Source organism: Chryseobacterium sp. S90, from assembly GCF_047444895.1.
In the GTDB taxonomy this organism is placed as follows: domain Bacteria; phylum Bacteroidota; class Bacteroidia; order Flavobacteriales; family Weeksellaceae; genus Chryseobacterium.
Genome location: NZ_JBLGCX010000002.1, coordinates 207,786 through 221,186, shown reverse-complemented (window position 1 = coordinate 221,186; position 13,401 = coordinate 207,786). Strand labels below are relative to the sequence as shown.

Annotated in this window: 9 protein-coding genes; 2 read left to right on the top strand and 7 right to left on the bottom strand. The window is 36.8% G+C overall.

Annotated elements, in window-relative coordinates; all coding sequences use genetic code 11:
* Nucleotides 1-54 precede the first annotated feature (54 nt).
* Nucleotides 55-1,086 carry a sensor histidine kinase gene (locus ACLMCG_RS08775; protein WP_223599247.1) on the bottom strand — a complete coding sequence of 344 codons (1,032 nt, stop codon included), beginning with the start codon at nt 1,084-1,086 and terminating at the stop codon, nt 55-57.
* Between the two features lie 48 nt (nt 1,087-1,134).
* The gene (locus ACLMCG_RS08770) at nt 1,135-1,809 is read right to left on the bottom strand and encodes a response regulator (protein ID WP_002977493.1); all 675 of its coding nucleotides are present in this window, start codon (nt 1,807-1,809) and stop codon (nt 1,135-1,137) included.
* A gap of 324 nt (nt 1,810-2,133) precedes the next feature.
* Here ACLMCG_RS08770 and ACLMCG_RS08765 point away from each other — a divergent pair, with 324 nt between their 5' ends.
* Nucleotides 2,134-4,923, top strand: a complete 2,790-nt coding sequence (locus tag ACLMCG_RS08765) for a TonB-dependent receptor domain-containing protein (protein WP_413960595.1) — start codon at nt 2,134-2,136, stop codon at nt 4,921-4,923.
* 44 nt (nt 4,924-4,967) lie between these two features.
* Complete coding sequence (locus ACLMCG_RS08760) at nt 4,968-6,377, top strand: hypothetical protein (protein ID WP_413960596.1); 1,410 nt, start codon at nt 4,968-4,970, stop codon at nt 6,375-6,377.
* A 537-nt stretch (nt 6,378-6,914) separates the two neighbouring features.
* Here ACLMCG_RS08760 and ACLMCG_RS08755 read toward each other — a convergent pair.
* The 5 genes from ACLMCG_RS08755 to ACLMCG_RS08735 form a co-directional block, all read right to left on the bottom strand.
* A complete protein-coding gene (locus ACLMCG_RS08755; protein ID WP_413960597.1) occupies nt 6,915-8,153 on the bottom strand; it encodes an amidohydrolase in 1,239 nt (412 codons plus the stop codon).
* Between the two features lie 80 nt (nt 8,154-8,233).
* Nucleotides 8,234-9,079 carry an AraC family transcriptional regulator gene (locus ACLMCG_RS08750; RefSeq protein WP_413960598.1) on the bottom strand — a complete coding sequence of 282 codons (846 nt, stop codon included), beginning with the start codon at nt 9,077-9,079 and terminating at the stop codon, nt 8,234-8,236.
* A gap of 239 nt (nt 9,080-9,318) precedes the next feature.
* Nucleotides 9,319-10,653, bottom strand: a complete 1,335-nt coding sequence (locus ACLMCG_RS08745; RefSeq protein WP_413960599.1) for an amidohydrolase — start codon at nt 10,651-10,653, stop codon at nt 9,319-9,321.
* A 321-nt stretch (nt 10,654-10,974) separates the two neighbouring features.
* Nucleotides 10,975-12,264, bottom strand: a complete 1,290-nt coding sequence (gene hemL / locus ACLMCG_RS08740; protein WP_047420975.1) for a glutamate-1-semialdehyde 2,1-aminomutase — start codon at nt 12,262-12,264, stop codon at nt 10,975-10,977.
* Nucleotides 12,265-12,338: 74 nt separating this feature from the next.
* Nucleotides 12,339-13,397 (bottom strand): glucosaminidase domain-containing protein, encoded by a 1,059-nt coding sequence (locus ACLMCG_RS08735; protein ID WP_223599240.1) that lies wholly within the window; start codon nt 13,395-13,397, stop codon nt 12,339-12,341.
* Nucleotides 13,398-13,401: the final 4 nt, after the last annotated feature.

Here is a 13,401-nt window from a genome sequence, read left to right as displayed (position 1 = left end):
AAAAAATATTTCAGGATTTTTTAAATTATTTTTTTTCCTTACATTTTGCCGGAATTATTTACTTTTTTCCAGCATAAAACTAAACTTCGTCCCTTCAAGGTATACGCTTTCTACAGTAATATTTTCGTTATGTGCCTCAAGGATATGTTTTACAATGGCTAATCCCAGTCCGGAACCTCCTTCTCTTCTGCTTCTGCTGGTTTCCACACGGTAAAATCTTTCAAATATCCTTGGAAGAATCTCAGACTTGATTCCCATTCCGTTATCTATTACTTCAATCAGCACCTTATTTTTGAGGACACTGGTCTTTACAATCACTTTGGCTTCCTGTCTGTTGGCATAATGGATCGCATTGGAAATAAGATTAATAAAAACCTGAGAAATTTTCTGTTTATCAGCTTCCACAAAAATCTGTGGATGAAGGGTCTGGATCTGTAATGTAGTATTTCGTTTTTCAGCTTCAAGATCAAGCAGATCGAAAATCTCTTTAATGAGAAGATTGACATCAAATTTTGAAACGGTAAGATTAATTTCGCCTGCTTCCAGTCTGTTGATCATATCCAGATCTTTTACAATGGCAATCAATCTTTCTACAGATATGTCTATTCTTTCCAGATACTTATCTCTTATGGTAAGATTATCTACGCCGCCGTCTCTTAAGGTTTCTACATATCCCTGAATAGAAAACAAAGGCGTTTTCAGTTCGTGAGACACATTACCGATGTATTCTTTACGGTAGCTTTCCATCTCTTTCATCATATCAATTTCTGATACCTGCTGCTGATTGAGATCTGAAAACCTTTCTCCTAATTCTTTGATGGTAATATTTTCATCCTGGTTCTGAACAATTTCCTGAGGTAAAAATCCGGATAGACCTTTTACCTGTTTTCTGCTGTAGTAATTGAAAAGAAGTTCCAATACCACACAATTGATCATAAAGATCAGGATAATACAGATGAAAAGACCCGTTTTAAACAAAGGGGTCTTATAATAGATATCTTTCAGTGAATCAAAGACGACCACCAAAAGAAGCATCACCAGTGTCAGCAGACAAGAGGCAACGAGAGTAAGTCTGTAAAATTTCAATTTTACAACGTTTTAATGATTGAACGTAAAGTTAAGATTCTAAAATAATTAAACGATCAGTTTGTACCCAATCCCTTTTAATGTCTGAATCGTATTGATTCCTAATTTTTCTCTCAACCTTCTGATATGTACATCGATCGTTCTTTCACCAACAATCACATCATTCCCCCAAACCTTTTCAAGAATTTCTTCTCTTTTGAAAACCTTTTCAGTATTGGAAGCCAAAAGGTAAAGCAAGTCAAACTCTTTTTTAGGAAGAAGAAATTGCTGTCCGCTTTTGGAAACTCTGAAATTATCTTTGTCGATAACAAGGTCTCCGATTTCGATTAGTTTTGCATTGTCAGAAACCTGCGAGGTCAACTGTAATAATGCGTTTACCTTAGAGATAAGGATTTTTGGTTTGATCAGTTTTACGATGTAGTCATTGGCACCCGCCTGAAAACCTGCTAGCTGAGAAAATTCTTCGCTTCTTGCAGAAAGAAACACAATAAGTGTTTTTTGAAGTTCTTTCACTTTACGAAGTTCCTGACAGGTTTCTATACCATCTTTTTCAGGCATCATGACATCTAATAAGATAAGGTCCGGAACAATCTCCTTTGCTTTTTCTATACCTTCATTACCATTAGTAGCCGTATAGATATCATACCCTTCCTTTTCCAAATTGTAAGACAGAATCTCTAAAATGTCCAGTTCATCGTCTATTAAAAGAATTTTTTTGCTCATCTTCTAGTTTAAGAATTCCCACAAAATTAATTATTTCCATTGATTTCATCTATCTGCCAAATGTTAACTAATTATTAAAAAAATACATTTTAACATCAAATTACAAAATCAATAAAAAAATTAAACATTAAATACACATAAATCAAATATACGAAACAAAAATTAAAATTAAAACAAAAAATACAATTATATAAATTAAACATCAATAACTATAAATTTCGTTCATGTGTTAATACAAACTTCACAATTAATTAAGATTCTCCTAAAGTTTTCTTAAAAACTTAGCCTTTATTTTGCCCTTGAAAAAGAAGTAAAAGAAGTAAAATGAAAAAACAACTCCACAAGAGCATCATGCTACTTGCCTTGTTTTCTGCTGGCTATGCTTTTGCACAAAGTCAGATTTTGGAAGGTAGGGTATTGGACGAGAAAGATAACACTCCTATAGAAGGAGTAAAGGTAAAAGTAAATGGACAGGAGGCAACGACTGACATTTCCGGATACTACTCTATCAACCTGTCCCCCGGCACCAATTACATTGTAACGGTAAGCTCCAATGGGTATAACAGAAAAGAGATCAGTGAGGTGATTATCAAAAATGAAGGTAATACTCATCTTGATATCGTAATGGACAAGCCCTCTACCAAGGAAAAAGAAATTGAGGGAGTTGTCATAAAATCAAACGCAAGAAAAGAAACCATAGCCTCTACCATCGGACTACAGAAAAATGCCGGTGTAGTTTCTCAGGTTATCGGAGTTGAAGCTATTAAAAGAAGTCCGGACAGAAACACTGGGGAAGTTCTGAAAAGAGTTTCCGGGGTGAGTTTATCTGAAGGAAAATATATTGTAGTAAGAGGTTTATCAGACCGTTACAACCAGGCGATGCTGAATGGTATTCAGTTATCCAGTACGGAGCCTGACAGAAAGACTTTCTCTTTTGACCTTTTCCCGGCTAACGTTATCGAAACCCTTGTTATCAACAAAACTTTCATTCCGGAATATACAGGTGAATGGGGAGGAGCATTGATTCAGGTAAATACAAAGGATATTCCTAATAAAAACTTCTTCAACGTACAGGTAGGTGTAGGAGGAAATACTGCTACTATGGGGCAGGAATTCCATATGCAGAAAGGTGGAAAATGGGACTTTTTAGGAATTGATGACGGTTACAGAAAGCTGCCAACCAATATGCCTGCAAAAAATGCATTCAGTATTTTGGATGAAGGTCAGAAAACCAATATTGGTAAAGGGTTTACAAAGAATTTAGGATACAACAGTATCGGTTATCCTGAAAACTTAAGTTTACAGCTTGATGGAGGTTTCAACACGAAATTATTCGGAAAGGATTTAGGGGTAATTGCTGTTTTAAACTACAGTAACAACAAAAGAAGAACTGAGTCTACCAACCGTTTCTTTACCATCAACGATCAACTTGCTGATACCAACTTCGATTATTTTACAGAAAAATACAGCAATGATATTATCTTAGGAGGAATGTTGAACCTTTCTTTAAAGCTCAACAGCAACAACAAAATCTCCTTAAAGAATATCATCACCAATAATACGGTGAACCATATGTCCTTCAGAACAGGAAAGGATTTTGAATTTGACCCGATCAACGGGACAAACATTATGGCAAGGGAAATAGGTTTTAAAGAAACTACTTTCTACAACTCTACCCTTACCGGTACCCATAAAATAGATGCTCTGGGTGGATTTACCGTAAACTGGTACGGAAGTTTCGGGATCCTGGATCAATATATTCCTTTGCTACAGCGTTTGCAGTATAACCAATACACAAACATCGAAGGAAGCCCTTATTTAGCATTAATTTCTAATGGTCTTTCGCAAAAGTCAGGAAGTGTATTCTATTCTACGTTAAACGATTATTTATATAACGCAGGAGGTGATATCTCTAAAACATTTACATTATTTGGACAAAAACAAACGATCAAAGGAGGTTATTTATTCCAGATAAAAGACAGAATCTACAACTCAAGACCTTTCTCTGTAAGACTTGAGAAATTCAATCAGGGATTACTTTCTCAGCCTTTCGAAACGATCTTCAATCCTGAAAACTTCGGAGGTAACGGTGGATTTACATTTGACGAGATTGCAGGAAACCAGTACAGATATATTGCCAATACAATCCTTAACGCTGGGTATTTACAGTTTGACAATAACTTTACACCATGGTTAAGAGCGGTTTGGGGATTAAGAGTTGAAAACTTTGATCAATTGGTAGGAAGCACGAAAAAAAGTGATGACCGTTTTGTTAACACACGTGTTACAGATTTCTTACCTGCTGTAAACTTGACATTCAAGGTGAATCCTAAAATGAACATCCGTGTTGCAGGTTCACAAACTGTTGTTAGACCGGAATTTAGAGAGGTTTCTCCTTTAGCATATTATGATTTTGATCTTGGAGCTACTGTAATTGGTAACAAATCAATTGAAAGAACTAAAATCACGAGTGCCGATGTTCGTTGGGAATATTACCCAAGAAACGGAGAGATCTTCTCTGTGGCAGCTTTCTATAAAAACTTCAAAAAGCCAATCGAATTATACTTCAACCAATCCGGGGTAGGAACGAGTAATACCTTCAACTACCTTAACGTAGATAAAGCTGATGCTTATGGGGTGGAATTTGAAGTAAGAAAAAAACTTGATTTTGTAAGTGCTCTTAAAAACTTTACACTGGGTGGAAACGTAGCTTTAATTAAAAACAAAGTAACAGACGAAGCTACTAAGATTGACAGACCAATGCAGGGTCAGTCTCCATATACAGTAAACGTAAGTCTTCAGTATGATACTGAAAAATCAGGATGGTCTTCTACAGTATTATTCAATATGATCGGAAGAAGAATCCTTTATGTAGGAAACGATCAGGTACCACCAATCTGGGAAGCGCCAAGACCTCTTCTGGATTTCCAGCTTGCTAAAAAAATCTGGAGCAACAAAGGAGAAATCAAGCTGAATGTTTCAGATATTCTGAACCGTCGTGCTAAATTCTACCATGACCTGAACGACAACGGTAAGTATGACAGCAAAGACGCTCTTGCTATTGAAAGACTTTCGGGAACCAATATCAGTTTAACACTGGGATACAATTTTTAATTCACTCAACAAATAATCTAATAAATAATTTAATTCTTTATAACATGAAAAAGTTCGTTTTATATTCTTTAATGCTTGGCGCTATAGTATCAACTACCGCTTGTAGAAATATAGAAGAAGATGGACCTACCATTATTCAAAATGGAGGCAACGGAAACGGAGAAACTGAAAACCTTATTCTTTCAGGAAAGATCACTTCCAGCATGACGCTTAAAGCTAACAAAATTTATAAGCTAAGAGGACTAGTATATGTAACTAACGGAGCTACTTTAACTATCGAGCCAGGTACAAAGATCGTAGGTGAAGCTGATAAAAACGGAGCTTTGATCATTACAAAAGGAAGTAAAATCATGGCAGAAGGAACTGCTGCCAATCCTATTATCTTCACTTCTGAAAAACCAAGTCCTAAAAGAGGAGACTGGGCAGGTGTAGTAATTTTAGGAAATGCTCCTACTAATGCTTCTTTCGGTGGAGCAAACGGAGTTGGAGAGATTGAAGGAGGAATCAACAACTCTGAAGGTCTTGGACTTTATGGTGGAAACAATGCTGCTGATAACAGTGGTGTATTAAAATATGTAAGAATAGAATATGCAGGATATGCATTCTTACCGGATAAAGAGATCAACGGACTTACGTTCGGTGGTGTAGGTAGCGGAACTACAGTAGATTACGTAGAGGTTGCTTATGCTAATGATGATAGTTTTGAATGGTTCGGAGGAACGGTAAACTGTTCTCACCTTATTTCTTACAAAGGTCTTGATGATGATTTCGATACGGATAACGGTTTCTCAGGAAATGTACAGTTTGGTATCGCGGTAAGAGATTCTCAGATAGCAGACGTTTCAGGTTCTAACGCATTTGAATCTGATAATGATGCCAACGGTTCTACTTTGACACCTCAGACATCAGCTACATTCTCTAACATGACGATTATCGGGCCAATCAACTCTGTGGCTCCAGGATCAATCAACGCATTATTCCAGAATGCATTACAGATCAGAAGAAACTCTTCTATCTCTGTATTCAACTCTGTATTTACAGGATTCCCTGTTGGTTTATTCATCGATGCAACAAAAGGTGCTCCAACGGATAACAATATCGTAGGTAACAAATTATTCTTTGAAAACAACGTTTTAGCAGGAATGCAAACTCCTTTAAAATTCGGACCATCTACTTCTACTCCGACAACGTATACATTGAACGATCTTACGACTTGGTTTAATGCTAAAGGAAACACAATCCTTGCTTCTACTGCTGATGTAAAACTTGCCGGTGCATGGGCTCCTGCAGGAACTACACCAAACTTCACTCCTACTGCAGGTTCTCCATTATTAACTGGAGGTGCATTTACTAACCCTAAATTAGCTACTTGGTTTACACAGGTAACTTACAAAGGTGCGGTAAAAGATGCTACAGATACCTGGTATGCTGGATGGACAAACTTCAACTTATAACATTATATAAGTACTTAGATTTAATTTCAAATAGAAGGCCTTCGGAATATTTCCGAGGGCTTTTTTTATTGTTATGTTCAGATAGTATGACTGTCTGTCTAAATCAATATTAAGAGGTGTTCATATTGTATAAACAGAAAAAGCAATATGAACAGTTATTTTTCTAATTGATCATGGGGTTTATTGGTAGGTTTCGGCTAAAGCCGGACGAATGTATTCACATATTAATAAACGGACTAAAGCCCGTTCCTATTGATAAAGCAAAGAAGATATTCTACGACAGATAACAATAATTTGAACAGTTTTTTTCTTATTTACCACGGGTTTATTCTTAGGTTTTGGCTAAAGCCGAACGAATGTATTTATATATTAATAAACGGGCTAAAGCCCGTTCCTATTGATAAAGAAAAGCACCAAAGCCCGAAACCCGGATCCCGAAACTCACAACTCATAATTTATAATTCAAAAAAACGCCACCAGGAAAACTCCCGATGGCATTCACAAAAAACAAGTGTATAAAAAATATATATACTTCAATTAATTTCTCCAGAATAAATTCCCGTCATTCATCAGGGCTTTTATTTCAGACATTCTGGAAACTGCTTCTGCGGAACATGAAGCATCTGTAAGAACAATGGCAGCTTCATCACCAGCTTTAGGCCATTGCTGTTTTCCTTTTTCATCCAATGGGAGAATACTTTGAGTGGCAAACTGCAGGGCTCTTGACAATGCATATTCTGTAGCATAACCATACAATTCGGCAATCAGATTGGCTTTCTGCAGCATACTTCCTGATCCGAAAGTACTCCAATAGTCCTGTACATTATCATTTCCTATTAACACATTCACCCCATATTTTTTCAAAGTTGGAATAGGCATTACCGTTCCTTTAAAAGGTACAGAAGAAACAATTCCTACTTTTCCGGCAGCCAGTCTTTCTGAAATCTGTTCTGCTTCTTTTGGAGAGAGATGAGCTAATGCAAATGCGTGACTTACAAATGTTTTTCCTTGAAGTGCTGGATTTTCGATCGCTTTATCAATCAGATAATTGATTGTTTTCATTCCGGATTCTCCTGTTTCATGCAGGTGAATATCAATTCCTTTATTATGATCTAAAGCCAGTTGAACAGTAAAATCCATCACTTTTTCAATGCTTCCGTCAATACTTAATGGATCCAATCCACCGATAAATCCTACATTTTTCAGTTGGGCTGCTTCTTTCATCAATGGAGCTGTTTCTGTATAGTAAACTCCATGTTGCGGGAAAGCAACCAATTCTGCTTTAAAAGAGCCTTTTTTATTTTCAAGAGCCTGTTCAAGATGTTCCAGAGATTTCAGTCCCGAGGTAGGATCAATATTGAAATGCGTTCTTACGAAATGAGTTCCATAATGCTGCTGCAGGCTGATCAGCTGTTCTGCCCTGCTTACGGAAGTTTTCAACAGTTCAGGAATGATTTCCTGCTCATACGCAATCATATCTTTCACTGTTCTTCTTTTTGGAGAAAGAGCCTGCCATGGAAGACCATATAATGTTTTATCCAGATGAATGTGCATATCTCTGAATGCAGGAAGCATCAGATATCCTTTAGCATCAATCGCTTTGGAAGCAGGATCATTGGCTTTTACTGCTTTTATTTTTCCGTCTTCAATTTCAATACTGAAAAGGTCAGTTGTTGTTCCGGTTACCTCTTCATTTTCGTATTCAAAACCTGTTTCCAGGCGGACATTTTTAAGGGAATATTTTCCTTTTGCAGCTAATTGATAGGGAAATTGCATGATTTAAAATTTTAACAATACAAAATTAAGCCGGCTTAAGGGGAAAACCGGTGTATCAATTATGTCTTGTTTTGTACAGATTATTCTTTGAATTGGGAAGGTGTCATTCCCGTCTGTGCTTTAAAGAATTTGGAAAAACTTGCATGATCGTAGAAACCAAGATCATAAACAATATCTTTTACTGACATTTCAGAAACTTTTAAAAGCCTTTTAGCTTCCAATAAAATACGGTTCTGAATAAGAGATGAAGCCGAAGCATTGAGATTTTTCTTGCACACAATATTCAGATAGTTGGCAGAAATATTGAGTTTATCTGCATAAAAAGAAACCGATCTTTCTGTTTTGAAATGTTCATCAATAAGATGGAGAAACTTTGAGATAATTGGGTTTGAGTTATAGACTTCAAAATCTTTAAAAGCTCCTTCCACAGATTTGCTTACCAGCAGACCAATCAATTCACTTCTTTTTTGAATGAGTTCCCAGAATACCTTTTCGGCATTCAGCTCTTTCTGGATTTCCTGGAATTCATAAAGAAATGTGGCAAAAACTTCCGGGGAAAGATTGATAACCGGATGATTCTGATAATAAGAGGCAGAGAACCTTAATGACGGCAGAAAACTTTCAAACCAGTCTCTGCTTATCATCAACTGATAACCTATAGTTTCTTTTTCAATCACCCATTGATGCACCTGATCCGGAAAAACAAGATGAATCTGATGGTCTTTCACCTGATATTCTGTAAAATCTATGGTATGTGAGCCAACTCCGTGCTCAAAAAGATTGATGATAAAAAAATCATGCTTATGGGGATCATCAATGGAGCGTGCCCCGTAAAGTTCATTAAACAGCAGATTACAGCCGTTCAGCTGATTCTCACTAAATTCCTGAATTCCTAAAATTGGAAAATGATCCGTATGATAGCCCACTCTATCTGATTTTCTCCTAAAATTACTAAAATTTGTGAGAAGAAACTAAAATAACCACAAACGGGACAAAACCTTTACCTACACCACTTCTACTTCAGTTTCTCTCTGCATTCAATGGCTGTTTCTGAAAAATTTCAATAAATTTTCAGGCTTTCCTGTAAAACGTTTATACCCTTTGTGGTTAAAAAAAACACAACTAAATTATATATATAAATTTGTAAACAATTATATCGCTGGGTCTAAAAGATAACATTTCCATCATGCACCAATGATTCCACTTCTGAAATTCTTGATACGGCTTCTGCTGAACAGCTTGCATTGATGAGTACAAAGTCTGCCTTATCTCCGGATTTCGGCCATTGCTGAGTTCCTTTATCATCCAGCGGAAGAATATTTCCTGTTGCCAGTTTTAAGCTTCTTGACAATAAAAATTCTGTTGAATATCCGTACAATTGGGCCATTAAATTGGCTTTCTGAAGTACGCTTCCTGTCCCAAAAGTATTCCAGTGGTCTATGATACTGTCATTTCCCGTCAACACGGTTACATTATGTTTGTAAAGCGTTGGTATTGGCATGATCAGCCTTCCGAAAGGGATTGTTGAAACAATTCCGATTTGGGCTTCGGCTAATTTCTCGGCGATTTCTTCCTGTTTTGCAGCTTCTAATTTAGCCAGAATAAAACAGTGGCTTAAATAAGTTTTTCCTTTCAGAGAAGGGTTTTCATTTACTTTTTTAATAAGATATTCAACGGTCTTTAATCCTGAATCTCCGGTTTCATGCAGGTGAATATCTATTCCTTTTTTATTATCCAAAGCCAGCTGAACAGTGAAATCTACCACTTTTTCAATATCTCCGTCTATGTTAAACGGGTCTACTCCTCCGATGAAATCAATATCCATCTTCGCTGCTTCTTTCAGATAAGGTACGGAATCTGTATAGAAAACGCCATGCTGCGGGAATGCTACCAACTCGGCTCCGAAACTTTTCTTTTTATTTTCTAAAGCTTTCTGCAGATTTTTTAATGACTGAAGTTTTGAAGTGGGTTCAATATTCACGTGACTTCTTGCATAGGAAGTTCCTTTTGACTGTAACAGTTCGATCAGTTTCTCCGCCTTGAAGGTCGAGTTTTTCAGCATCTCAGGAAGCATTTTCTGCTCCAACTCTATCATTCCTTTAATTCCTCCGGTTCTTTTTCTAACAGCCTGCCATTGATCTCCATAAAAAGTTTTATCCAGGTGAATGTGCATATCCTTGAATGCAGGAAGCATCAATAATCCCTTTGCATCTATTGCTTTAGAATTAGGCTGGTTCGGAGCAATCTTTGTAATTTTTCCGTTTTCAACCTCCACATAAAACAGATCTGTTTTGGTAGAAGCCACTTCCCCATCCTGATATTCAAACCCTGTTTCCAGACGAACATTTTTAAGACTCATTTTTCCTTTTGCCAAACTATTATTTTCATCCAGGAAAGGTGATGCAGTCATGATATTAGGTATTAAAGTTAATCCCGCTACAGCCAAAGCTGAATTCCGGATAAAATCTTTGCGGGACATATTATTGTCTGAGGTCTTCATTTCCAATCTATTTATGACAAAATTAAAAAGAAGTGTTCTGATCAAAGTGTATGGTTTATTACAAAATCTGTATGATTTATGCTTTGTGTTGATTGTGTATTTAAAATCCCCGGTTAATTTTTCTTTACTACAATAAGGAAGATATCCATCACAATTGTCATTCCGTAGGAATCTAATTATGCTGCTTACTCTGTTGAGACTCCTACGGAGTGACAAACTTTGCGGATAACTTTGATTGCGTAGAGTTTTTTATTGATCTGCAGACTTTCCAATTCAAATCATTCTGCATAAAAAAACCGGATCTAAAATCCGGTCTCATTATTATTTATTGGAATATTCAAATTTTCTTACTGCTTCCAGTGTCATATCAATTTCTTTATCCTTGATGGCATCACTGATGAAGTACGTTTCGTATCCACTTGGTGGTAAATACACTCCATTCTGCAGCATCTGGTGGAAGAAATTATTAAACAATGAATGATTGGCTTCCTGAGCCTCATCAAAGTTTGAAACTCTGTTGATATGGAAGAAAACAGACATCATAGAACCTTTTCTGTTGATTTTATGAGCAATTCCTTTTTCGTTTAAAATTTTTCCGATTTCAAAATCCAATGTTTCTGTCGTCTTATGCAATCTGTTGAAAAATTCAGGATCATTTTTAATAAGCTGAAGAGTTTTTAATCCGGCTCTCATTGCTAAAGGATTTCCACTTAATGTTCCTGCCTGATATACTCCTCCTTTTGGAGCCAGGTGATCCATAATTTCATTTCTTCCTGCAAAAGCTCCTACCGGAAGACCCCCACCGATTACTTTCCCGTAGGTTACTAAATCTGCTTTTACATTGAAAAGTTCCTGAGCACCACCAAAAGCCAATCTGAAACCGGTCATTACCTCATCGAAAATTAATAAAGCTCCGTTTTCATCACAGATCTTTCTCAGATTTTGTAAGAAGTTATTTTCCGGCAGTACACAACCCATATTTCCTGCAACCGGCTCTATAATTACCGCTGCAATTTCTCCCTGATTGTGACGGAATAAATCCTCAACCTGTTCAAAATCGTTATAGCGTGCTAATAATGTATCTTTCGCAGTACCAGCTGTTACTCCCGGAGAATTTGGATTTCCGAATGTAGCAGCACCACTTCCGGCTTTAATAAGGAATGAATCTGAATGTCCATGATAACAACCTTCAAATTTTACAATTTTATCTCTTCCTGTGTATCCTCTGGCTAGTCTTACTGCACTCATACATGCTTCTGTTCCTGAAGAAACCATTCTGATCTGGTCAATATTCGGGACATTATCAATAATGAATTTTGCAATTTCCGTTTCCAGTTCTGTAGGAGCTCCGAAAGAGAATCCTTTTTCTGCCTGGATCTTCAGTTCTTCCAGTACTTCAGGATGTGTATGTCCTAAAATGGCCGGGCCCCATGAATTGATATAATCGATGTAAGTATTGTCATCTGCATCGGTAAGGTAAGCCCCTTTTGCCGATTTCATAAAAACAGGCACTCCTCCTACGGATTTGAATGCTCTTACCGGAGAGTTTACGCCTCCCGGAATGTATTTGTAGGCTTCATCAAACAAAGCCGAACTTCTTTGATACTTCATATATACTTAGTTGCTGTTGGCAGTTGCTTGTTGGCATTTAACTGTCAACGGTAAACTCTCAACAAAAAATTAAATTAGTTTCGTGGTTTTTTGTCTATTAAATAAATCAGCTGTCCTGCAGATGGCTGTTGTCCTTCATCCATTCTGTTTTTAGCATACAATTTATTTAATTTGATTCCGAATTTCTGAGCGATATCATGCATATCTTCTCCGGATTCTGCTTTATAAGTAGCTGTATTTCCTGTAGAATTTTTTGATTCCAGAAAAACAATATCATTTTTCTTTAAGGTTTCACCTTCCAATTCATTCCACTTTATTAGTCTGCTTTCACTGACTTTGAATTTATTGGCGATGAATTTCACATCAGTATCTTCAGGAATTACGATATATTTCAGACCGTCATTCGGGTGGCTTTTGATAAGAATGGAATTAAGAATTTCAGCTTTCGTTTTAATTCTTTCCACTCTTTTTTGCTGTTGTGCGTAAGAAGTCTGTTTGTAAGGAACTTCTACAGTAACCGGGTCTTTAGCTTTTTTAAATCCTTTTGAAGGCTCCAGCTGTGCCATGAAAGTTCTGTCATCTTTCAGATCCGGATACATTTTAAGTACGGCATACAGTACCTCATTTGAACTGGTATTGTCAAATTCATAGAGCCTGTACTTTTCAATTTTGGTAATAAGAATTGAAGCATAACGTGGGTTGGTAGCATAGCCTGCTTTTTTTAAACCTGTAGCCCATGCTCTGTAATCCCTCATGTCCAGCTTGAAAAGGTTTGCGTAATATTTTCTTGTGGATAAAAATATAGAATGGTCTTCATAAGACTGTCTTGGATCATCATACACACGGAAGCATTCGTTAGGTGCATCATCGGTATGTTTCATCGTTCTACCGGTCCAGTCTTCTTTACATTTTATACCGAAGTGGTTTTTACCTTCCTGTGCTAATCTGCTTTGCCCTCCTCCGGTTTCTAACAACCCTTGTGCAAGCGTAATAGAAGCCGGAATCTTATATTTTTCCATTTCTTCTACGGCATATTTAGCAAACTTCTGAATATACTGATCTTCGGTTGCCCAGGTCTGGGCAGAAAATTTTGATAAAACTAAAAGGCTTATGGATAGGAAAAGTCTTTTCATCTTA